This is a genomic window from Micromonospora sp. RTBAU3-60, assembly GCF_054963695.1.
Map to the genome: position 1 here is coordinate 112,718 of NZ_JBUEGB010000001.1, position 21,496 is coordinate 134,213.

17 protein-coding genes are annotated in these 21,496 nt (G+C 73.3%); 7 read left to right on the top strand and 10 right to left on the bottom strand.

Annotated features, from left to right (window positions below; genetic code table 11):
• Positions 1-22 precede the first annotated feature (22 nt).
• Together ACY34I_RS00470 and ACY34I_RS00475 are read right to left on the bottom strand one after the other, a co-directional pair.
• On the bottom strand, positions 23-1,321 hold the full coding sequence (locus tag ACY34I_RS00470; protein WP_462751326.1) for an MFS transporter: 1,299 nt from the start codon (positions 1,319-1,321) through the stop codon (positions 23-25).
• A gap of 7 nt (positions 1,322-1,328) precedes the next feature.
• On the bottom strand, positions 1,329-2,573 hold the full coding sequence (locus ACY34I_RS00475; RefSeq protein ID WP_462751328.1) for a condensation domain-containing protein: 1,245 nt from the start codon (positions 2,571-2,573) through the stop codon (positions 1,329-1,331).
• A 207-nt stretch (positions 2,574-2,780) separates the two neighbouring features.
• Between ACY34I_RS00475 and ACY34I_RS00480 the strand changes: the two genes are divergently transcribed.
• Positions 2,781-4,058, top strand: coding sequence for an MFS transporter (locus ACY34I_RS00480; RefSeq protein ID WP_462751330.1), 1,278 nt, complete (start codon positions 2,781-2,783; stop codon positions 4,056-4,058).
• Between the two features lie 255 nt (positions 4,059-4,313).
• A complete protein-coding gene (locus ACY34I_RS00485; protein ID WP_462751332.1) occupies positions 4,314-6,899 on the top strand; it encodes an ATP-binding protein in 2,586 nt (861 codons plus the stop codon).
• A gap of 57 nt (positions 6,900-6,956) precedes the next feature.
• On the opposite strand, the gene ACY34I_RS00490 is transcribed toward ACY34I_RS00485, so the two are convergent.
• Positions 6,957-7,751, bottom strand: a complete 795-nt coding sequence (locus tag ACY34I_RS00490; RefSeq protein ID WP_148798420.1) for a S1 family peptidase — start codon at positions 7,749-7,751, stop codon at positions 6,957-6,959.
• Positions 7,752-7,945: 194 nt separating this feature from the next.
• On the opposite strand from ACY34I_RS00490, the gene ACY34I_RS00495 reads away from it, so the two are divergent.
• Complete coding sequence (locus ACY34I_RS00495; RefSeq protein WP_462751334.1) at positions 7,946-9,277, top strand: MFS transporter; 1,332 nt, start codon at positions 7,946-7,948, stop codon at positions 9,275-9,277.
• Between the two features lie 92 nt (positions 9,278-9,369).
• A complete protein-coding gene (locus ACY34I_RS00500) occupies positions 9,370-10,401 on the top strand; it encodes a hypothetical protein (protein ID WP_462751335.1) in 1,032 nt (343 codons plus the stop codon).
• 80 nt (positions 10,402-10,481) lie between these two features.
• Here the strand turns inward: ACY34I_RS00500 and ACY34I_RS00505 are convergent, their stop codons facing one another.
• The 5 genes from ACY34I_RS00505 to ACY34I_RS00525 form a co-directional block, all read right to left on the bottom strand.
• A complete protein-coding gene (locus ACY34I_RS00505) occupies positions 10,482-10,862 on the bottom strand; it encodes a hypothetical protein (protein WP_462751337.1) in 381 nt (126 codons plus the stop codon).
• Between the two features lie 117 nt (positions 10,863-10,979).
• Positions 10,980-11,402 carry a hypothetical protein gene (locus ACY34I_RS00510; RefSeq protein WP_462751339.1) on the bottom strand — a complete coding sequence of 141 codons (423 nt, stop codon included), beginning with the start codon at positions 11,400-11,402 and terminating at the stop codon, positions 10,980-10,982.
• Positions 11,399-11,845 (bottom strand): hypothetical protein, encoded by a 447-nt coding sequence (locus ACY34I_RS00515; RefSeq protein ID WP_462751341.1) that lies wholly within the window; start codon positions 11,843-11,845, stop codon positions 11,399-11,401. The genes ACY34I_RS00510 and ACY34I_RS00515 overlap by 4 nt, the downstream gene beginning before the upstream one ends.
• Positions 11,846-12,205: 360 nt before the next feature.
• Positions 12,206-14,008 (bottom strand): glycoside hydrolase family 15 protein, encoded by a 1,803-nt coding sequence (locus ACY34I_RS00520; protein WP_462751343.1) that lies wholly within the window; start codon positions 14,006-14,008, stop codon positions 12,206-12,208.
• A complete protein-coding gene (locus tag ACY34I_RS00525; RefSeq protein WP_462751345.1) occupies positions 14,005-14,961 on the bottom strand; it encodes a TIGR03885 family FMN-dependent LLM class oxidoreductase in 957 nt (318 codons plus the stop codon). Before ACY34I_RS00525 ends, ACY34I_RS00520 begins: the two co-directional genes overlap by 4 nt.
• A gap of 95 nt (positions 14,962-15,056) precedes the next feature.
• On the opposite strand from ACY34I_RS00525, the gene ACY34I_RS00530 reads away from it, so the two are divergent.
• The 3 genes from ACY34I_RS00530 to ACY34I_RS00540 are packed head-to-tail and all read left to right on the top strand — an operon-like array spanning position 15,057 to position 17,824.
• Entirely contained in the window at positions 15,057-16,274 is a 1,218-nt protein-coding gene (locus ACY34I_RS00530; RefSeq protein WP_462751347.1) for a D-arabinono-1,4-lactone oxidase, read from the top strand.
• Positions 16,274-16,660, top strand: a complete 387-nt coding sequence (locus tag ACY34I_RS00535; RefSeq protein ID WP_462751349.1) for a sensory rhodopsin transducer — start codon at positions 16,274-16,276, stop codon at positions 16,658-16,660. The genes ACY34I_RS00530 and ACY34I_RS00535 overlap by 1 nt, the downstream gene beginning before the upstream one ends.
• A gap of 33 nt (positions 16,661-16,693) precedes the next feature.
• Entirely contained in the window at positions 16,694-17,824 is a 1,131-nt protein-coding gene (locus tag ACY34I_RS00540) for an FUSC family protein (protein ID WP_462751351.1), read from the top strand.
• Positions 17,825-17,862: 38 nt separating this feature from the next.
• Here the strand turns inward: ACY34I_RS00540 and ACY34I_RS00545 are convergent, their stop codons facing one another.
• Positions 17,863-19,470 (bottom strand): glycoside hydrolase family 13 protein, encoded by a 1,608-nt coding sequence (locus ACY34I_RS00545; RefSeq protein WP_462751353.1) that lies wholly within the window; start codon positions 19,468-19,470, stop codon positions 17,863-17,865.
• On the bottom strand, positions 19,467-21,488 hold the full coding sequence (locus tag ACY34I_RS00550) for a hypothetical protein (protein WP_462751355.1): 2,022 nt from the start codon (positions 21,486-21,488) through the stop codon (positions 19,467-19,469). Before ACY34I_RS00550 ends, ACY34I_RS00545 begins: the two co-directional genes overlap by 4 nt.
• Between the last annotated feature and the right edge of the window lie 8 nt (positions 21,489-21,496).

Consider the following 21,496-nt stretch of genomic DNA (forward strand, 5'->3'; position numbering starts at 1 on the left):
TTCTCCTCGATCAACGGACGGGTCAGGACGGCGGCGCGACGGCCGCCGCGCCGGTGGCGGCCGCGGGCGCCGGGTCGGGTGCCGGTGGCTCACCGAACAGCCGGGGCAGGGCGAGCGCGAACACCAGCCAGCCGGCGATGAACGCCACCGCCACCACGGCGAGGGCCGGCCGTACCCCGAGCAGGTCACCGAGCAGGCCGCCGACGACGGCGCCGACCGGCAGCGCGCCCAGGGCGATGGTGCTGAACGCCGCCGTCACCCGGCCGAGCGCGGACGGGTCGGTACGCGCCTGCCGCTGGCTGATGTTGTGGACGTTGAAGACCGTCAGGCCGAGGCCGTACGCGTTGAACGACAGCACGATGAGCGCGACGGCCACGAGCTGCGGACCGCTTGCCAGCGGTACCAGGACCGGGCTACACGAGGCGAACCCGATGGCGACCACGAGGGTCCTGGCCGTCCCCCAGCGCCGCTCCATCCTGCCGGCGACGACCGATCCGACGACCGCGCCGACGCTGCCCAGCGCGATGCACAGGCCGACCTGACCGGCGTCCAGGTCGAGCTGACGGACCGCGTAGATCATGAACAAGGTCAGCAGCGCCTGCTCGCAGAGGTTGAACCAGGCCCCTTCCAGCATCAGCGCGCGTAGCACCCGGTCGCGCCAGAGAAGCCGGACCCCGTGCGTGAGGCGCCGCGCCATCGACTCGTCGTTCCCGGCCGACCGCGCCCGGCGGGGCTCCCGCTTGCGGATCGCGAGCAGGGCGACCACGGAGACCGCGTACGAGGCGATGTCGATGAGGAACGCGATCGTCGGGCTGAGCACCTTGAGCAGCCATCCGCCCAGGCCGGTGCCCGCGAGCTGCGCGACCGAGTAGGAGGTCTGCATCTTCGCGTTGCCCTCGACCAGATGCCGGCGCTCCACCACCGCCGGCAGGTAGGAGTGCCACGCCACGTCGAACGCCGCGGTGAACGTGCCCAGCACGAAGGCGATGACGCACCAGCTCCAGACCTGCAGCGTCCCGGTCTGCAGCAGCGCGATGGCGGCGGCGAGCGTGGCCATCCGGGCCAGGTTGGACCCGACCAGGACCGGACGCCGGCCCACCCGGTCCACCCAGTGACCGGCGACGAGCGTCAGCAGCAGGACGGGCGCGAACTGGGCGGCCGACACCACCCCGAGCTCGGTCGGTGACGCGCTCAGGTAGGTCACCGCCACCAGCGGAAACACCAGCTGGGTCGCGTAGGTGCCGATCAGCGACACGCTCTCGCCGAACCACAGCTTGCGGAAGTCGGAGTGGTGCCACAGTTCCCCGCGCCGATACCTCATCGGCCGCTCAGCCGGCCCGGTCCGCGTCGAGGAGCGCCTGGCGCATCCGGCGGAGCAGCTCCGCGGCGACGGCCGACCGCCCGACCGGGACCCGGAGTTCGCACGTGAGGTCGGTTCCCTCGATGACGCGCAGGTAGCGGCGGGGCCCGACCGACGAGAACGGGGCCGCCCAGCTGACCGTCGCGTCCTCGGCGGCGTCGAGATCCGGGTCCGACGGCTCCGGCTCGTCCGGGCGGCGGGCGATGAAGTTGACCGACCAGGTGCTGTCGTACTGCCCCCTGCGGTAGCCGGCCTCGTCCAGCAGCCGGAACGCCCGGTCCACGTCGTAGACGCCGTGGGCGTACGCGACCCTGGTCCGCGTGACGACCTCTCGGACCAGGTCGGCCAGGCCCGGCCCGGACGGCCGGTCGAACAGGACGGGAATCCACTGGTTCATCGATGTCACGACGTCCCGCCGGTAGGGGTCGAACCGGTTCGACGAGAGCACCCGGACCAGCAGCCGGTCGTCGCCGCCGACCGCGAACAGCCCGGCGCAGAACGCGGACAGCACCACGTTGGCGACGGACACGCGCAGCCGCGCCGCCACCCGCCGCGCCGCCCCGGCAAGCGTCCGGGAGACCAGCCTGGCCTCCACGAACGGCGGCTGCCCGACGGCGGGGGGAGGCACCTCGGTGAGCAGCTTCGCCCAGTAGTCCATGGCCGCCGCGCCACGGCGCTGGCCGGCCGGTGACTGCTCGTGCGCCACGATCGTCCGCGGCCCGGACACGGCGTCGTCCAGCGTGCCGGCGAGCGCCGCGAGGAAGTCCCGCCTGAGGACCCCCGCCGCCAGGCCGTCGGCGACCATGTGGTGGTGCACCAGGACCAGGTGCGTGGGAGCGTCCCCGGCGGCGACGACCGTGGCCCGCCAGGCCGGCTCGCGGACCAGGCTGAACGGTTGTCGGGCCAACTGCTCGCGGACCGTGTCGAGGTCGACCCGCGGGTCGGCGGCCCGCTGCACCGGCACGTCGGGTGTCCGGGGCGGATGCGGGACCTGCCGGGGCGCGGCCGGATCGCTGAGGTCGTACGTGGTGCGCAGCGACTCGTGCCGGCGGACCAGGGCAGCGAGGGCCGCCCGGACGTCGGCGGTCCCGGTTCCGGCGGGCAACTCCCACGCCTGGACGATGTTGGGCTCGTGCCACCGGTCCCTCGGCACGGACTCGACGTCGCGCCAGATGGCGAGCTGACCGAACGTCAGCGGTGCGGACGTGACCAACGAAGCCTCCGGGTGGGTGTCGCGCGTCGGCGAGCCGGCCGAGCAGCCTGCGGCGACCGGTGTGCGGGTCAGTCTGGTGACCGATCCGGCCCGGGGACAGGAGATCGAGCGGCCTCGAACGGACCCGAACGGACCCGAACGGCGGGACCGGCCTTCGCCGCCACCCGCGCCGATACGGTTCGGTGTCAGCAGATCGAGGAGAACCTGGTGACCGAACGTGCCGCCACGTACGCCGAGGTGTTCGCGGTCCGCGAATACCGCCACCTCTTCACGGCGTACCTGTTGTCCCTGGTCGGCGACCAGCTCACGGCCGTCACGGTGGCGTATCTCGTCTACACCGGCACCGGCTCGGCGGTGCTGGCGGCCGCCGGCTACGCCAGCTCCTACCTGGCCTGGCTGACCGGCGGGCCGCTGCTGTCCGGCCTGGCCGACCGGTTTCCGCGGCGGCGGGTGCTGATCGGGTGCGACCTGGCCCGCGCGCTGCTCATTCCCCTGGCCGCGCTGCCCGGCGTCCCCGCTGCCGCCCTGGTGGCGCTGCTGTTCGTGGTGAACCTGCTGCGCCCGCCGTTCGTGGCCGCGCGGGCGGCCCTGCTGCCCGAGGTGCTCGACGGTGACCGGTACCCGGTGGCCAACGGCGTGGACAACACCGCCGCGCAGATCGTCCAGGTGGTCGGGTTCGCCGCCGGCGGCGGCCTGGTGGCGGCGCTGTCGCTGCGGGGCGCGCTGCTGGTCGACGCCGCGACCTTCCTGCTCTCGGCGGCGCTCATCTGGATCGGCGTACGCCCCCGCGGCGTCCCGACCCGACCCCAGGGGCCGACACGGGGCGGCCCCTGGGTCGGGTTGCGGGTCGTCTTCACCGACCGGCGGCTGCGGGCGTACGTCCTCGTCCTCTGGGTGGCCAGCGCCTTCACCTACGCGGCCGAGGGGCTGATGGCCCCGCTGGCCCGCCAGTACGGTGGGGGGCCGGAGACGGTCGGACTGCTGCTGGCGGCGGCGCCGCTGGGAACGGCGGCCGGCGCGGTGGCCCTCACCCGTTTCTGCCCGCCAGGCACCCGCCCCCGGCTCATCCTGCCGCTGGCGGTGTTCTCCGCGGCGACGTTGACCCTGGTCGCGCTCACGCCTCCCCTGTGGATGGTGCTGGGCCTGCTGGTGTTGGTGGGTGCCGGCAGCGCCTGGGCCATCCCGCTGAACGCCCTGTTCGGGCGGGCCGTACCGGTCGAATACCGGGGGCGCGCGTTCGGTATCGCCATCACCGGCCTGAGCGGACTGCAGGGCGCCGCGATGGTCGTGGCGGGCCTGGCCGCCGACCACTGGACGCCGACGTCGGTGGTGGGGGCGAGCGGTCTGCTGGGGGCGGTGGCGGTGCTCGCCCTGGCACCGCTCTGGCCACGCCGGCGCTCCGCACCGCCGCTCGAACACCTTCGAATGACCTCGACCGCCCCGGAGGGTTCCACCGCCCCCGCCCAAGCGGCCAACCTGAGGTGACCGGGCGGGCACGGGGCCGGCCCCGGCCAGCGGAGAGGAGAAGCTCATGCGCGGCGTCTGCAAGCGTGGTGTCAGCTGGACCTGATCGCCTCCGGCCTCAGGTACGTCAGGCCCCGTCCACCTGCCGGTGGGCGGGGCCCCGTCATGTGCCGGGTGGCCGCGCGCTCCACTGTGGTCGGTAGTCTTGTCCGGCACTGACATACTTGCCTCTGGTGCACCGGCAACGGCTACGTGACTCCTTGACGTGAAGGGCGCATGACCGCCTCCGACTTCGGCGTCGACCCCACCACCGCGTCCTGCCCCGCGCAGTACGTGGCGCTGTTGCGCCGTGTCCGCGACCAGTCCGGCCTCGCCTACCGGGCGATCGCCCGTCGCGCCCAGCGCAACGGACAGGTGCTCCCCGCGAGCACCCTGGCGACCATGCTGGGCCGACCGACGCTCCCCCGCCGGGACCTGGTGGTGGCACTGCTACGGGCCTGCGACGTGCCGGACGAGCGGGCGTCGGCCTGGTTGACGACGTGGGCGCGGCTCGCCGCCGCACGACCGGCGGGCCGCGGCGCCGCCCCGGGCGAGCGGACCATCGCACCGCGCACCGGCGCCCCGACGCCCCGCAGCGCCACCCCGCCACCCGACCCCGGGAACCCGGTCACCGACCCCCACCGCGGGTCACCGGTGCTGCGGCTCGTACCGGGCACCGGCGTGCCCCGCAGCGAACCGGCCCGACCCGGCCGGTCACGGGTCACCGGAGCGGGTGGGCCCGACGCGGAGCGGGCCGTGCCACGCGCGCAGCCGTGGCCGTCTCCCGATCAGGCGGCCGGCGGCACCCGGCCACCCGTACCGTTCCAACTGCCACCGGCACCACCCCTGATCGTGGGACGGGACGGGGAAACCGGGCAACTGCACGCCGCGACCGCCCAGGACGGCGCCGTCTGCGTCGTCGACGGCGCCGGCGGGGTCGGCAAGTCCGCGCTCGCGCTGCACGTCGCGCACCAGATCGCGGCGCGCTACGACGGCGGCTGCCTCTACGCCGACCTGCACGGCGCCAGCGCCGGAATCGCCCCGGCCGAACCCGCTGACGTGCTGGCCCGATTCCTGCGCGCGCTGGGCGCCCCGGCCGTGCCCAGCTCGGTGGAGGAAGCGAGCGCTCTGTTGCGCACCTGGGCCGCCGACCGCGGCATTCTCGTCGTCCTGGACGACGCCGCCTCCGCGGCGCAGATCCGCCCGCTGTTGGTCAGCGGCCCCGGCTGCGCCACCGTGGTCACCAGCCGGTGGACCCTCGCCGATCTCGACGCGACCGCCCGGATCCGGCTCGCGCCGTTGCCCGACGACGCGGCGCTCGCCCTGCTCGGCCGGCTCGGCGGCGCGGCGCGCGTCGCCGCGGAACCGGACGCCGCGGCCCAGGTCGTCCGGCACTGTGCCGGGCTTCCCCTGGCGTTGCGGATCATCGGCGCGCGCGTCGCGGCCCGACCCGACGCGCCGCTGGGCGGTCTGGCCGAACGGATGGACGACGAGGGACGCCGCCTCGACCTGCTGGAGGTCGGCGATCTGTCCATGCGGGCCAGCCTGCACCTCGGGTACCAGGCGTTCGCCGACGCGCCGCAGGACGAGCGCCGCCGGACCGGCCGCCTGTTCCGGCTCGCGGCGCTGCCCGACTGGGCCGACGCCACCGCGTACGGCTGCGCGGCGCTCGCGGACCTGCCGGTCCCGGTCGCCGAGCGGGCACTCGAGGCGCTGGTGGACGCGCACCTGCTCGAGTCCGCCGGCGACGGCCGCTACCGGTTCCACGACATCGTCCGGCTCTACGCCCGGGAACGCGCCCAGCACACCGACGACCCCGCCGATCGGGAGGCGGCGCTGAGCCGGCTGACCGGGTGGCTGTTCGCCACCACGGCCACCGCGGCGCGGCTGCTCTACCCGCAGGAGAAGCTGCCGTCCGCCCCGAGCGGCCCGGGCCAACCGTTGGCCGACACTGCGGACGCGTGGGCCTGGTTCGAGCGCGAGCACACGAACCTGCTCATGATCGCCCGGCAGCAGGTGTCGGCCGGCCAGACGCTGACCGAGGTACGCGACCTCGCGCTCGTGGTCGTCAAGTTCATCGACTACTCCGGGTACACCGCCGAGCAGCAGCAGTTCGGCCAGCTCGCCGTCGAGGCGGCACAGCGGCTGGGTGACCGCTCGGGCACGGCGATGGCGTTGAACATCGTGGCCGTGGCGCTGCTCCGGCAGGGTCGGCACGACGAGGCGATCCCCCTGCTGGCCCGAAACCTCGCCGTGCAGCGCGAGCTCGGCGACCGGGCGCGGGAGGCGGCCTGCCTCAACAATCTCGGCAACGCGCTGCGCGACAAGGGTGACCTCGACGGCGCGCTGCGGCAGCTGCGGGCGGCCCTGGCCATCCGGCGCGAACTCGGCGACCGACACAAGGAGGGCAGCGTCCTCGACAACCTCGCCCTGGTTCACCAGCGCCGAGGCGAGTTCCAGCAGGCGGTCGACCACCATCAGGCCGGGCTGGCGATCGCCGCCGAGGGTACGGATCCGCTCTGGGAGGCGCAGGCGCTGGTCAACTTCGCGGAAACGCTGCAGCTGGCCGGCGGGCACGAGGCAGCGGTCGGGCGGGCCACCGAGTCGCTGGAGATCTGCCGACGCTACCGGCACCAGCGGGGCATCGGCCTCGCCCTCCGGGTGCTCGGCGACGCGTACGCGAGTCTGGGGCGTGCGGCGGAGGCGCGCCGGCACTGGCGGGAGGCCCTTGCCCGGCTCGACGGCCTGGACCGGGAGGCGTGCGCCAAGCTGCGGGCCGCCCTCGGCGGCGACGGAGCGACCGGCGGGCCGCACCCGTCCTGATCTCACCCGCAGGCGGCCCGGCTGGTCGCCAGCCGGGCCGCCCGATCAGTCGTCCGGTCAGCCGCCCAGACTCGCGGCGGCCGAGGCGATCGCCGAGGCGAAGTAGCTCACCTGGGTGTAGACGCCCGGGTAGTAGGGCCGGGCGCAGCCGTTGCCCCAGCTGACGATGCCGACCTGGATCCAGGCGTTGCTGGCGTCGCGGCGGAACATCGGGCCGCCCGAGTCGCCCTGGCAGGTGTCCACACCGCCGCTGGTGTAGCCGGCGCAGATCTCCTCAGCCGTGATGATCTGGCCGCCGTAGTAGGAGTTGCAGGTGGAGTCGCTGACGAACGGCACGGTCGCCTTCATCAGGTAGCGCTGCTGCGGGCCGCCCTCGTAGGTGGCGCCCCAGCCGGCGACGGTGAAGGTGCCGTTGTCGTACGCCGTGGTGTTGGCGATCTTCAACGTGCTCAGCCCGGTGACCGGCGTGGCCAGCCGGATCAGGGCCCAGTCCTTACCGTTGCCGTTGTATCCCGGGGCGCGGTAGACGTAGTTCGACCTGACGGTGATCCGGCTGGACGACTGTAGGTCGACCACGCCGAGGGTCGCCGTGATGCTGGTGTTGGTGCCCGTGGCACCCACGCAGTGCGCGGCGGTGAGCACCAGCCGCGCGCTGTACAGGGCACCGCCGCAGCCCATCGAGAGCCGCACCATGAACGGGAACTCGCCCTGGGCGGCACGGGTGCCGCCGACGACATACGGCGAGACGGTGCTGTCGGACGCGGCGGCGGGTGCCGCCAGGGTGAGACTGCCCGCGGTCACCGCGGCGAGCGCGGCGGCCAACAGGCCAGTGAGGGTGCGCCAGCGAACCATGTGTTCCTCCGCATCAGGACCGGCACGCCTCGTGAGCGCACCTGATTCGAGACTGCGGACATCATATTGATACCGATGAATGAGAAGCGACATACCCTCTGGGTCGTATCCGCGCGTTATGTCGCCGCACCCGGCCCTTCTGCCGACAGGCGATTTCGTTGATACGAGGGATCCGCGTCGGGTCAGGTGGCAACATGCCATCCGACGCCGTGCCGCCCCGTCCGTTCCGTTCCTCGCCCTACTGGCCTGTGGTCAGCCATCCACTGCTGCGCCGCGTCCTGCCCGGACTGGCCGTGTCCGCCCTCGGCGACGGCATGGCGTTGATCGCGGTGACCTGGCTGGCGATCCAACTCGCACCGCCGCCCCAGCGCGGAACCTGGGTAGCCGTCGCGGTGGCGGCATACACCCTGCCCAGCGCGGCCGGCACCGTGCTCTTCGGCCGGCTGCTGAACGGCCGCAGCGGCGCCCAGCTCGCCGGCTGGGACGCGATCCTGCGCGCCGCCGCTCTCGCGGCCATCCCGGCCGCCCACCTCTTCGGGGTGCTCACCATCGGCTGGTACGTGGCGCTGCTCGCCGCGTCCTCGCTGCTGCACTCGTGGGGCGCCGCCGGGCGCTTCACCCTGATCGCGGAACTCCTCCCCCAGCGGCACCACCTGCCCGCCAACGCGATGCTCGCCATCATCGGCCAGGTCGCCACCGTCGCCGGGCCACCACTGGCGGGCCTCCTGATCAGCTGGGTCGGACCGGTGTGGGTGATCGCCGTCGACGCGGTCACCTTCGCCGTCCTGGCCGTCACCTACCGCCTCGCGATTCCGGCCACCGGCAGAAGAGAGCAGGCAGGCGAGCGCTTCTCCCGTACCGCGGGCTTCGCCGTCATCCGCCACGACCGGACACTGCTCGGCCTGCTGGCCCTGACCTGCGGATTCTTCTTCCTCTTCGGGCCGTTCTACGTCGCCATGCCGATCCACGTCGTGGCGGATCTGCACGCCGCCGCACCGACGCTCGGGCTCTACTACACGGCGTTCGGTGTGGGCGCCCTCGTCGGCGGTCTCGCCACCGGCTACCTGCGCCGCTGGTCGCTGTGGTCGACCACCGTCGGCATCGTCATCGGCTTCGGCGCCGCCATGCTGCCCCTGGGCCTGAACGTGCCCATCGCCCTGTCGCTGCCGGCCTTCGCCCTGGCCGGCCTCGTCTGGGCGCCGTACCTGTCCACGTCGATGGCGCTGTTCCAGCGGAGCACCACCGCGACGAGACTCCCTCAGATCCTTGCGGCCAGAGGCGCCGTCACCGTTCTGGCGGTGCCGCTGGGCACCATGCTCGGCGGCCCGCTGACGGCCACCATCGGCGCCCGCGAGACGTTGCGTTTGTGTGCCGCGGCGACCATCGTCCTGGGCGTCGTCGCCGCCGGGCTCACCATCGCGTCCCGCAAGCCGCCAACCGGCGACGATCCGCCCTCGGCAGACCCTGGGCCGCAACGACTGCCTCATCCTGATGCTCCGATCGGTTCGGAAGCGATCAGACCTTGATGCGGTCAGCGGAGGCACGCCCGGCCCTTGGTCGTCCAGACAGCGGCTCGATTACATTGACGGCCATCGCTTGTTTCTCTACGTTCGCTGTCATGATTATCAATGTTCGACGACTGGCGGCGATGCTGGCCGCCTTCGTGACGGTCACCGTCGTCGGCATGCCCGACGCGGTCGCCGCAGCCGTCCTGCCCATCAACGACCTCGGCACCGGCAGCTACCTCGGCTTCCAGGGCGGGCTGTATCCGGCCGGCCGGAACACCATGCCGGACAGCCACCGCGCCGCCGGGGTCACCCGAGCCCTGCGCGTACGCCCGCTCGACACCAGCGGCATGCCGAGCGCCAACGGCAAGTACGTGCTGCTCTCCATCGGCATGTCCAACACCACCCAGGAGTTCTGCTCAGGGGATGCCAACGGCAGGTGCGCGCCGTACTCCTTCATCGGTCAGGCCGCCGCGGACCCGCAGGTCAACCACGACAAGCTGGCCATCGTCGACGGCGCCGCGGGCGGCCAGACCGCCGGCACCTGGGACGCGCCGACCGACGCGAACTACGACCGCGTCCGGGACACCAGGCTGGCACCCCTCGGCCTGACCGAGCGGCAGGTCCAGATCGCCTGGGTCAAGGTCGCCAACGCCAACCCGTCGGTCTCCCTGCTCGCGACCAACGCCGACGCCTACCAGCTCGTGGCCCAGCAGGGCAACATCCTCCGGGCGTTGAAGAGGCGTTACCCCAACCTGCAGCAGGTCTTCTTCTCCAGCCGGATCTACGGCGGCTACGCCACCACCACCCTGAACCCTGAGCCGTACGCGTACGAGACCGGCTTCGGCGTCAAGTGGGTGATCCAGGCGCAGATCACCCAGATGTCGGGAGGCGGCACCGATCCTCGCGCCGGCAACCTGGATTACAACAGCACCACGGCGTGGGCGGCCTGGGGCCCGTACCTCTGGGCCAACGGCCTCCAGCCCCGCTCGGACGGGCTCGTCTGGGAACGGTCGGACTTCGGCTCCGACGGGACGCATCCGTCCACCTCAGGGCGGCAGAAGGTGGCCAGCCTGCTGCTCCGCTTCTTCAAGACCTCTCCCCACACGACCTGCTGGTTCACCGTCGGCGGCACCTGCGCCTAGAAAGACGGCTTATCCACCACGCCGCACCTCTGAACGGCATGTCCACGAAGGACATGCCGTTCATGAACCGGCCCGGCAGGTCACACGCGTGCGTTCTTACCCGGCCACCACGGGTGTGACCAGCCGGCCGCGATCATCAGTGCACCGACGGCGAGTAGCGCCGGTCTGTGCCGGCGCGCGCCGAGGGCGGTCACCGCATCGCCCGCGAGTCGCAACAGTTGCGCGGACGGTGGCATGTGCCGCCGCATCCAGCGTCCTCGCCGGGTCCCGGCGAGTGCATCGAGATCCGCCAGGCTGAGCACGGCCATTGAACCGGCCACCGGAAGTGCGACACGAACCGCGACAGCCGCCTTCGGTCGCCTCCGCCACAACAGGTAGTTCGACACCGCCGCCGCCGCGACGTCCGCCGCGATCTTGACCGGGTGCACCTGGTGAATCAGCACCCGATCGGCCAGTCGCATGTCGCCACCCTTCCACCCGCATTCGTCAGAGTTCAACGAGACTCCGGGCGTGGACGTGGCGTGACCTGTCGCGGCCGGCGCCGTTCAGGTGTTCGCCCAGGCTGGCGGGCGACACTCCTACGGCCGATCCGGAGGGACCCGGCGGCGCTGACTCCGTGGGCGGCGCTCCTCCTCCGCCACGAGGGCCTGGATTCGGCGCATGGTTGCGCCCGGCGCCAGAATCGCCTCCCGCCACCGGTCCAGCGTCCTGGACAGGTCCCACACCGTCGCCCGCAGCTCCTGCAGTTCCCGCTGAGACGCCGTCAGCTCTTCCCGGACGGCCAGCGCCTCGTTCTCCAACTCGGCGACCCGGGTCCGCAGCGGCTGCACCAGGGCCAGCGCGGCGTCGGTCAGCGCTCCGGCCGTGTCGGCCTTCAACTTCCGCCGCTGCACGGCGATCGTGGCGAGCACGCCGATGCCGCTGGCGCCGCCGAACAACCCGAGCGTGGAAATCAGGACCTGCGCCCAGTAAGGAGAGCCGGGAGTCTGCCCGATGATCATGTCTTCGCCTCCGGGCACAGGTCGAGGCCGGCGTGATGCATGCGGATGATCCACCGCAGTGACCGCACGATCTCCGCCGAACGCAGCCAGGAGCCGATTGCCACCGCACCGACGAACGAGGCCGCCACCAGCGCCTGCTGGCCGGCGACCACCAGTAAGGAGACGACGTACATTGCGGCGATCGCGCCCAGCATCAGCACCGCGGCGAGTTCGATGCCGAGCCCGGTGCCGAGTTGCCCCGGCCAGAACATGCCGAGCAGGCCCGCGACGCCAACCACGATCAGGCCGAACTCCCAGCAGACCCGGATGGCGTCGGGCATCGCCACCTCCACTGACTGCGGCCGGACGCGCAGCACGATCAGCAGGACGCCACACACCGGCGCGGTGACGAGGACGGCGAACTCGAAGACCCGCTGGCTGGTCCGTTCATGGATGTTCCCCACGATGTGCTCCTCTCCCGCCGGCGCGTCCGTTGCGACCCACGGACAGCAGATGACCGTCGTATCCGACCGGCCCTCACGACGCCGTCGGCGCGAGGAACACGAGGCCGGGAGGCCGCCGAGGGCTGGCCGGCGGCCACGGTGCGGACATCGGAGCGACCCTGCCTGCGGTCGCGCATGGCGGCAGAGGCCCTCCACCGCACTGCCGCTCCCTGCCACACAATCAAACATATGCCCAGGTCAGAGGCCTATGGACGGTCAAGACGGGCGGGACGATCACCACAGCGCTCACCACACCGCCTGTCGGATTGTCGACAGTGCCGCAAACGGTCGAGATCGATGAGTTGTCGCTGCCGCCAGCGGCTATGGTCGCCCCCGGTCAGCCCAGGCGTGCAGGGCGTCCCGATGGGCTGCGCCGTCCAGGTTGAGGGCCGCCTCGATCAGCGCAAGATGGGTGAACGCCTGCGGGTAGTTACCGAGCGCCGTGCCGTCGGCGGCGAGCTGCTCGGCGTAGAGGCCGAGCGGTCCGGCGTACCCGCGGAGTCGGTCGAAGACTCGCCGGGCCTCGTCCCGCCGGCCGGCGAGCACCAGCGCCGAGACCAGCTCGAAGCAGCAGAGCAGGAAAGCGCCCTCCTCGCCCGGCAGCCCGTCGTCCACCGCGTACCGGCGGACCAGCGCCGGCGCGACGGCCAGCTGCACCTGGATCCGGTCGACCGTGCCGATCACCCGCGGATCGTCGCCGGGCAGGAACCCGACCACCGGGATACGCAGCAGCGCGGCGTCCAGCTCACGCGACCCGTACGCCATGACGAAACTGCCCAGCTCGCGGTCGTATCCTCGCTCGCAGACCTCTGCATGCAGCGCCTCGCGCACCGTCTGCCACCGCCGCACCGGCGCACCGCGGTCGCCGAAAAGCTCTGCGAGGCGGATGCCGCGGTCGAGGCAGACCCAGGTCATCACCTTCCCGTTGACGTAGTGCCGGCGCGGCCCCCGGATCTCCCAGACGCCGTGATCCGGCTCCCGCCACCGGTCCGCCATGGCGTCGACGTGCCGGCGCAGCAGCCGCCACTGGTCGGCGGTCAGCTCGCCGGTAAGTTGCTGGTACGCCAACGCGGCGTCCAGGACGTGCCCGTACGTGTCGAACTGGACCTGGTCGGCGGCCTCGTTGCCGATCCGCACCGGGGCCGAACCGGCGTACCCGGACAGGTGCGGCAGCACCTGCTCGCCGGTGGTCACGCCGCGGATGCCGACCAGCGGTGCCAGGGTGTCCCCGGCCCCGGAACACACGTCGAGCAGGAAGTGGAGGTAGCGCCGCCCCTCCTCGGCGTGGCCGAGCCGGAACAGCGCCAGCAGCAGCAACGCGGCGTCCCGGTGCCAGGTGTAGCGGTAGTCCCAGTTCCGTACCCCGCCGATCTCCTCGGGTAGCGAGGTGGTCGGCGCGGCGAGCAGCGCGCCGGTCTCGTCGAAGGACAGGCCCCGCAGTACCAGCGCGCTGTGCCGCACCAGGTCGGCGCCGAAGCCGGCGTAGTCGCTGCGCGCCGACCAGTCCCGCCAGGTGCGGCAGGTCCGGTCGAGCAGCTCCTCCGGCGCGGCCGGGCCGGACAGCTCGCCGTAGCCGATCACCACGGTGGCCGTCGCCCCCTCGGTCAGCTCGATCTCGCCGTGCAGGGTGCCACCGTCGGCGGCGAGGGGCAGGGTGGCCCGCACGGCGAGCGGGACGCCTCGCGCCTGCCAGCGGTCGTCGGCGGCCGCCCACTCGGCGGCGACCGCGCCGTAGTCGGGGCGCGGCTGCACCCGGACCGCCAGCCGTACCGTGCCCCGCTCGGCCGTCACCCGGCGGACCAGCAGCTTCTCGGCGCGGATCGGCTGCTCGGGGTCGCCCGGCCGGATCGCGAGGAAGTCCTGCCCGACGGCCGTGCCGGTGGGCGCCGCGTACCGGCTCTCCAGCACCAGCGTGTCGGGCAGGTAGCGGCGGACCGGCTCCGGGCAATCGGCGACGGAGAGCGCGAACGCTCCGCCCCGGTGCCGGTCGAGCAGCCGCGCGCACACCGCGTCGCCCTCGGCGTACGGCAGGCAGAACCAGTCGACCGCACCGTCCGGCCCGACCAGCGCCGTCGTGTGGGTGTCGGAGAGGAAGGCGTACGAGTCGATGGGCGGGAAGGTCATACCAGCTCCGGCAGCACCCGGGCGCTGAACACGTCGAGGAACGCGTCCTGGTCGAGCCCGACCTGGTGCAGGTAGATCTCGTCGACGCCCAGGTCGGCGTACGCCCGCAACCAGTCCACGTGCCTGCCGGGCTCACTGGAGACCAGCACGTGCGCGCGCATGTCCTCCGGCCGTACGTACGTGGTGGCCTGGTCGAATTGGGCCGGTGTGGCCAGGTCCCAGCCGAGGTCGCTGCCGAGGATGGCGGTCCGCCACTGCTCGTGCGCGTTGCGCAGCGCGGTGGCCTCGTCGGCCGCCCAGGACAGGTGTACCTGAAGCAGCACCGGCCCGGCCCCGCCGCCCTCCCGGTACGCCTCGATCACCTGCCGCACCGCGGTCACCTCCTGGTTGATGGTGATCAGGCCGTCCGCCCAGCCCGCCGCCCAGCGGGCGGTCTCCGGTGTGACGGCGGCGGCGTAGACCGGCGGCGGCTGGTCCGGCCGGGACCAGAGCATCGCCTGGTCGACGGTGACCAGGCCCCGGTGGTCGACGCATTCACCGGCGAAGAGCGCCCGGATCACGTCGACGCACTCGCCCAGCCGGGCGTTGCGCTCCGGTTTGCTGGGCCACCGATCGCCGGTGATGTGCTCGTTGAGCGCCTGCCCGCTGCCCACCGCCAGCCAGAACCGGCCCGGGAACATCTCGGCCAGCGTCGCCGCGGCCTGCGCCACGATCGCCGGGTGGTACCGCTGCCCGGGCGCGTTGACGACCCCGAGCGGCAAGTCGGTACGGGCCAGCGCCGCGCCCAGCCAGGACCAGGCGAAACCGGACTCCCCCTGCTCGGCCCCGAACGGCGCGAAATGGTCCGAGCACATGGCCCGGGAGAAACCGACGTCCTGGGCTGCCTGGACGAGGCGAAGCAGAGCGCTCGGCGGGAACTGCTCGTGCGAGGCGTGGAACCCGAAGGCGGGCATGCGGTTCCTCCTGGCCGACGTCGGACACCCCCGGACCGGCGACTACCCGGCACGGCGGCGGGTAGTCGGCCGGATCTGCCGGAGGGAGGGGCGTGGTGACGAAACCGTTCGTCAACTGGTCCGGGAGCCTGACCTTCACTCCCGCGGAACACGCCGAGCCGGGCGACGAGGACGAGGTGCGCCGGCTGATCCAGCGCGCCCGGGAGGCCGGCACCACGATCCGCCCGGTCGGCTCGGGCCACTCGTCGAGCCCGCTGGTCCGCACCGACGGAATGCTGCTCAGCCTCGACCGGATGGCCGGCGTGATCGCCGACGAGGGCGGCCGCGCCACGGTTTGGGCGGGAACCAAGCTGGCGACGCTGGGCGAGGGCCTGTACGACGCGGGACTGGCCATGGACAACCTCGGCGACGTCGACTACCAGTCCATCGCCGGCGCCACCGCCACCGGGACCCACGGCACCGGACTCGGCTTCGGCAACCTGTGCACCCAGGTCGCCGGTGTACGCCTGCTCACCGGCACCGGCGAGGCGCTCGACGTCTCACCCGAGCGGAACGCGGAGCTGCTGCCGGCGGCGCGGCTCTCGCTCGGCGCGCTCGGCGTGGTCACCCGGGTCACCCTCGACGTGCAGCCCCGCTACCAGCTGCGCCGCCGGGCGTGGTGCGCGCACGTCGACTGGACCCTGGACCACCTGGCCGAGTTGCAGCACACCAACCGCAACATGGACTTCTACTGGTACCCGCGCAGCGACCTGACCCAGATCCGGACCATGAACCGCACCGACGAGGCACCAGACGAGCGGGCCTGGGCCGCGCGCCGGGTGCCCGGATCCACGCCGTGGGACGCGCCGCGGGAGATCCAGGTCGGCCCCACCCACCGCACCATTCCCCAGGCCCGGCAGCTGCGCTTCGAGGAGATCGAGTACATGCTGCCCACGGAGGCCTTCCCCGCCTGCTTCGCCGAGGTGCGCCACCGGATCACGCAGCGGCACCGACGGATCGCCGGCTGGCGGGTGCTGGTGCGCAGCATCGCGGCCGACGACATCTGGCTGAGCAACGCCTACGGCCGCCCGACCGTCACCATCGCCTGCCTGCAGAACACCGGCCTGCCGCACGAGGAGTACTTCCGGGACATGGAGGCGGTCTTCCGGCAGTACGGCGGCCGCCCGCACTGGGGCAAGAAGCACTGGCTGACCGCCCGGGAACTGCGACCGCTCTACCCCCGGTGGGACGACTTCCAGGCCGTACGGCGACGCCTCGACCCGGACGGCGTGTTCCTCGCCCCCGATCTGGCCCGCCTGCTGGAGGAGGAGTGATGCCGGAGATCGGCGCGCACGTATGGGTCGTCCCCGGCGGGCACATCCCGTTCCCCAGCCACGGGCGGGAGCCCGACTTCACCAGCTTCGACCAGCTCTGCGTGCTCAACGCCACGGACACCGAGGCCGAGCTCAGCCTCGACCTCTACTACGAGGACACCGACCCGGTCGGGCCGTACCGGATCATGGTCGGGGCCCGGCGGATCCGGCACGTCCGGATCAACGACCTGATCGACCCGGAGGCCGTCCAGCTCGACCGGCCGTACGGCTGTCTGTTGCGCTCCACGGTGCCGGTGGTCGCGCAGTTCCTCCGCCAGGACACCCGGCTGCCGGGCCTGGTGGCGCTCACCGGCACCATGGCCTACCCGGCCCCGCCACCCGGTTAGGTTCGGGCCCGTCCCGCGCGGGTACCCGCGCCCATGCCGTCCTCCGCCAGCCTGCGATCCGCGGCCGGCCCGGTACGCGGCCGGGCCGCCGGCGTCGGCCGGGACAGCTGGCGACGGCTGCGCACCTACCTGATCGTCGCGGTGCAGGCCGGGCTCGCGGCGGCGCTGTCCTGGGTGGTGGCCCGGCAACTGCTGGGCAACCCGGAGCCGACGTTCGCCCCCGCCGCCGCTGTCGGTGTGATCGCCGCGGCGCTCGGCGGCCGGGCCCGCCGGACGATCGAGCTGGTCGCCGGGGTGGTGCTCGGCATCCTCGTCGGCGACCTGCTCATCCTCCTGGTCGGTACCGGCCCTTGGCAGACCGCGGCGATCGTCTTCCTGGCCGTCACCACCGCGGCGGCGTTCCGCGGCACCGGCGCGCTGATGACCCAGGCCGGCGGCACCGCCGTCCTGATCGCCACGCTGACCCCCGCCACGCCGGACCTGGAGCTGCCCAGGACGATCAACGCGCTGGTCGGCGGCCTGGTGGGCATGTTCGTGGTGCTGGTGCTGGCCCCGCTCAACCCGCTGCGCACCGTCCGCCGGGTGGCGGACCCGACGCTCGACCTCTTCGCCCGGCAGATCACCGCCTCAGCCGAAGCACTCGCCCGCGGCGACGCCCCCCGCGCCGACGAGGTGCTGGACCGGATGCGCGACGCCGAGTCGGAACTTGACCGGCTCGACGAAGCGATCAGCGCCGCGCACGAGGTGGTCCGGCTCTCCCCCGTCCGCTGGCGCCGCCGTCGTACGCTGGACGCCTACCGCCGGGGCGCCGAGCATATGGACCGGGCGTTCCGTAACAGCCGAGCCCTGGTCCGCCGGATCGGCACCACGTTACGCAGCCGGGAACCCGTTCCACCCGACCTACCCGCCGCCGTCGAGCGGTTCGGGGAAGCGATCCGGCTGCTGCACCGGGAATTCCTCGACGCCCGGGAACCCGTACAGGCACGGGAACGGGTGCTGGCGGCGGTCCGCCACGCCGGCGCCGCCTGCCGGCAGGACATCGGCTTCTCCGGGACGATCGTCGTCTCCCAGCTGCGAACCGCCGCCAACGACCTGCTCCGCGCCACCGGAGTCCCTCGGGACGAGGCCCGCCGTCTGGTCCGGCGCGCCGCCGCCAACCAGTAAGCGTCACGCCTGGTCGACACCGCCCCACTCGGCCCGGATCAACCCGGCACGAACCAGACCGTGGCGTCCGGCGGCAGCAGGAAGGCGCGCTCGGCCGGTGGGACCGGTCCGCTGGTCAGCAGCACCCGGCCGACGCCGGTCAACCGGGCCGCCCGGTCGCCGACATTGACCGCGCAGCCGAACCCGTCGCCGCGGCGGAACGCCACCACGTCCGGCCCGGTGTCCCACCAGGTCAGCTCGTCGGCCGCGCCGTTGCTCAGCGCTCGGCGCAGCCGGATCGCCGTCCGGTAGAGCGCCAGGGTGGAGGCGGGATCGGCCGTCTGCCGCTGCACGCTCCAGGCGCCCCAGCCGTCGGGCTGCGGCAGCCACGGCGGGTCGGCGCCCTCGGGCGAGAAGCCGTACGTGCCACCGCCCGCCGTCCACGGGATCGGCACCCGGGATCCGTCCCGCCCGCGCACGGTCCGCCCGGAGCGTTCCCAGAGCGGGTCGCGCAACGCCTCGTCGGGCAGGTCCACCTGGGGCAGCCCCAGCTCCTCACCCTGATAGACGTAGGCGGCGCCGGGCAACGCCAGCATCAGCAGGGCGGCGGCCCGGGCCCGCCGCAGCCCGCGCTCCCCGCCGCCGTAGCGGGTCACGGTCCGGGCCGCGTCGTGGCTGTTCAACACCCACGCCGGGAGGGCACCGACTCGGCGGTACGCGTCGAGCGTGCGCCCGATGGTGTCGCGCAGCGCCGGGGCGGACCAGTCGCACTCCAGCAGCTCGAAGGTGAACGCCTGGTGAAGCTCGTCCGGGCGGACGTAGCGGGCCTGCCGGTCGGCGTCGAACAGGCACACCTCGCCGATCAGCGCCCGCTCCCCCGGCACCGCGTCGACCATGGCCCGCCACTGTCGGTACAACGCGTGCAGCGGCGCCTGGTCGAAGAAGGGCATCAGGTGGTTGCGGCGGAACTCGGTGTGCTGTCCGGGGCCGGCGTCGACCAGGTCGGGGTGCTTGAACAGGGCGTGCGCCATGTCGATGCGCAGCCCGTCCACACCCCGGTCGAGCCACCACCGGACGATCTGCGCGTATTCCGCCGGCACCCGCGGGTCGGCCCAGTTCAGGTCGGGTTGCTCGGGGCTGAACAGGTGCAGGTACCACTCGTCGGGCCCGCCGTCCGGGCTCGGCACCCGCCGCCACGCGCGCCCGCCGAACGCTGACCGCCAGTCGCTGGGCGGCCGGTCCGGATGGTCGTCGTCGACGGGACGGAAGACGTACCGGCGGCGGGCGGCGCTGCCCGGCGGTGCGGCGAGCGCCGCCCGGAACCAGGGGTGCCGGTCGGAGGTGTGGTTGGGCACCAGGTCGCAGACGACCCGCAGGCCGAGCCGGTGCGCCTCGGCGACGAGCGCGTCGACGTCGGCGAGGGTGCCGAAGAGCGGGTCAACGTCCCGATGGTCCACGATGTCGTATCCACCGTCGACCATCGGGGACGGGTAGAACGGGGTCAGCCAGACGGCGTCCACGCCGAGGGCGGCCAGGTGGGGCAGGCGGGCGGTCACCCCGGGCAGGTCCCCGGTGCCGTCGCCGTCGGAGTCGGCGAAGCTGCGGACGTACACCTGGTAGCAGACGCCGCCGCGCCACCACGGCTGCCCCGGCGTGGACCGGGTCACTGGCGGACCAGGGTGAAGCCGCCGGGCAGCACGGTGACCCGCGGCTGGGCGTCCGGGCTGGTGTGCCGGGAGCGGAGCACCCCCGCCGCGTCGTACGCCTCGACGGTGGCCGGTCCGGTGCCGCCGGCGGTGACCGCCACCGTCCGGGCGGTCCGGGCGGCGCTGCGCAGCAGCGTCGTGCGTTGCCCGTCGCCGGCCAGGGTGAGCCGCGAGACCAGCGGTTCCAGCAGGACCGCGTCGACGCTGGCCGGGTCTCCGGCGGAGGCCACGGCGGCCAGTTCGGTGGCGTGGGCGGCGAGCTCGCGGGGCAGGGTGACCGGGAGCAACGCGCCCGGGGCCGGGGAGTTGCCCTGGGCGCCGACCCGGGCGTGGTCGACCTCGCCGAGCGGTCCGGCGTCGCTGCGCCAGACGGTCCGGGCCGGTGCGCCGGGGCGCAGGTCCACCACCGGCAGCACCAGCCGCGGCTGGTCGGCCGGGGGGAGCTGCCAGCGCAGCCCGGCCCCGGCGGGCAGCTCGACGTAGCTGCCGCTGATCAACGATTCGCCGGTCCACGCCGACTGCGGGGTGACCACGGTGGCGCTACCTTGGCGGGCGGCGTCCTCGGCCTCCAGCGTCAGCGTGCCGACCCGTTCGATGATCTCGGTGCGGCGGGCGAGCGCGGCCAGGCCCGGCCGGGCGTCCAGGGCGAGCATGCTGAGCAGGGTGTGGATGGTCGACTCGGCGCCGGAGTTCCGGTTGACCTGCCCGTCGCCGTTGATGCCGTCGATCGCCCGGCCGGTGTGCGGGTCGTAGCCGGGCGTCCCGGCCGGGTTGGCGCCGAACCACCAGGCGGCGGTCAGCGCGGCGAGTTGCGCGAACCCGGACCGTCCGGTGGCGTCGGCGACGGCGAGCAGCGACTGCACCCGCGAGTCGACGCCGTAGGCGATCTGGGTCCGGTCGGTGCGGGTGGGCAGCCGGCCGTTGTCCGGGCCGCCGGAGGTGAGCAGCCACGGGGTGAAGACGGCGGCGTCGGTGACGGCGGGACCGAGCAGGGTCCGGTCGTCGAGGGCCTGCGCGGCCCGGGCGAGCGCGGCGGGCATCTGGGCACCCCAGCCGTGCCAGACCGAGCGGGACAGCGCCCAGGGGCGCACCGCGCCGAACGGCCATTCCCGCACGTCACCGTCGGCCAGGGCGGCGATGCCCTCGGCGAGTTGCCGCAGCGCCCGACGGGCGGTGGCGCCGCCGCCGGCCTCGACGTAGGCGGCGAGGCCGAGGACCGCTTCGGCGGTGGCGTCCGCGCCGTCGACGATCAACCAGGCCGGGGTACGTTCCCCGTCGATGAGCTGCCACTGCTGGTAGCGGACGAGCACCTGGCGCTGCACGGCTGCGATGGCCAGGTCGAGGCGGGTACGCAGGAACCCGGCGAACTCCGGGTCGGTGTCGCGGAACGCCGCGTACCCCTCGCCGAGCGCCCAGATGGTCCGGGCCAGCCAGTACGACGCGTCGCTGTCGGACGGGTCGGGCAGTTCCTTCGGCTCGGCGCTCGGGTTGAGGGTGCCGTCCGGCTGCATCCACAGCACCACGTTGCCGGCGTACGGGCCGTCGGCTGTCTGCAGGTAGGTCAGGCCGCGCAGGAGCTGGTAGGCGGCGTCCCGGCTGGCGGCGGCCCCGGTCAGCCGCCAGTGCCGCAGGTAGACCACGGCGGCTCGGGAGATGTCGTCGGCGTTGTAGGCGCCCTGCCCCCAGGTGTCGGTGTCTGGGTCGTACGCGCCACCGCCGACGCGGCGGAACGCGCCGTCCGGCCCGGGTTCGGCGTAGGTCCACAGCGCCCCGATCGCCGGGGTGTCGGCGAGCCGGTAGGTGGTGTGTCCGGGCTGCTGGGGCGGCGTGACGTCCTGCCGGAGGAAGTCCAGGTGGGTGAGGTTGGTCAGCGGGCTGGTGCTCGGGGTGCGGTCGGGAGCGGCGGCGCTGGCCGGGTTGGCGGTCAGCAGCGGGCTGGTGACGGCAAGGCCGCCCAGCAGCAGCGATCGGCGTTTCACGGAACCTC

Coding starts and splice junctions, on each gene's coding strand:
- ACY34I_RS00470 (WP_462751326.1), bottom strand. CDS start 1,321: ATGAGGTATCGGCGCGGGGAACTGTGGCACCACTCCGACTTCCGCAAG.
- ACY34I_RS00485 (WP_462751332.1), top strand. CDS start 4,314: ATGACCGCCTCCGACTTCGGCGTCGACCCCACCACCGCGTCCTGCCCC.
- ACY34I_RS00490 (WP_148798420.1), bottom strand. CDS start 7,751: ATGGTTCGCTGGCGCACCCTCACTGGCCTGTTGGCCGCCGCGCTCGCC.
- ACY34I_RS00495 (WP_462751334.1), top strand. CDS start 7,946: ATGCCATCCGACGCCGTGCCGCCCCGTCCGTTCCGTTCCTCGCCCTAC.
- ACY34I_RS00500 (WP_462751335.1), top strand. CDS start 9,370: ATGATTATCAATGTTCGACGACTGGCGGCGATGCTGGCCGCCTTCGTG.
- ACY34I_RS00505 (WP_462751337.1), bottom strand. CDS start 10,862: ATGCGACTGGCCGATCGGGTGCTGATTCACCAGGTGCACCCGGTCAAG.
- ACY34I_RS00510 (WP_462751339.1), bottom strand. CDS start 11,402: ATGATCATCGGGCAGACTCCCGGCTCTCCTTACTGGGCGCAGGTCCTG.
- ACY34I_RS00520 (WP_462751343.1), bottom strand. CDS start 14,008: ATGACCTTCCCGCCCATCGACTCGTACGCCTTCCTCTCCGACACCCAC.
- ACY34I_RS00525 (WP_462751345.1), bottom strand. CDS start 14,961: ATGCCCGCCTTCGGGTTCCACGCCTCGCACGAGCAGTTCCCGCCGAGC.
- ACY34I_RS00535 (WP_462751349.1), top strand. CDS start 16,274: ATGCCGGAGATCGGCGCGCACGTATGGGTCGTCCCCGGCGGGCACATC.
- ACY34I_RS00540 (WP_462751351.1), top strand. CDS start 16,694: ATGCCGTCCTCCGCCAGCCTGCGATCCGCGGCCGGCCCGGTACGCGGC.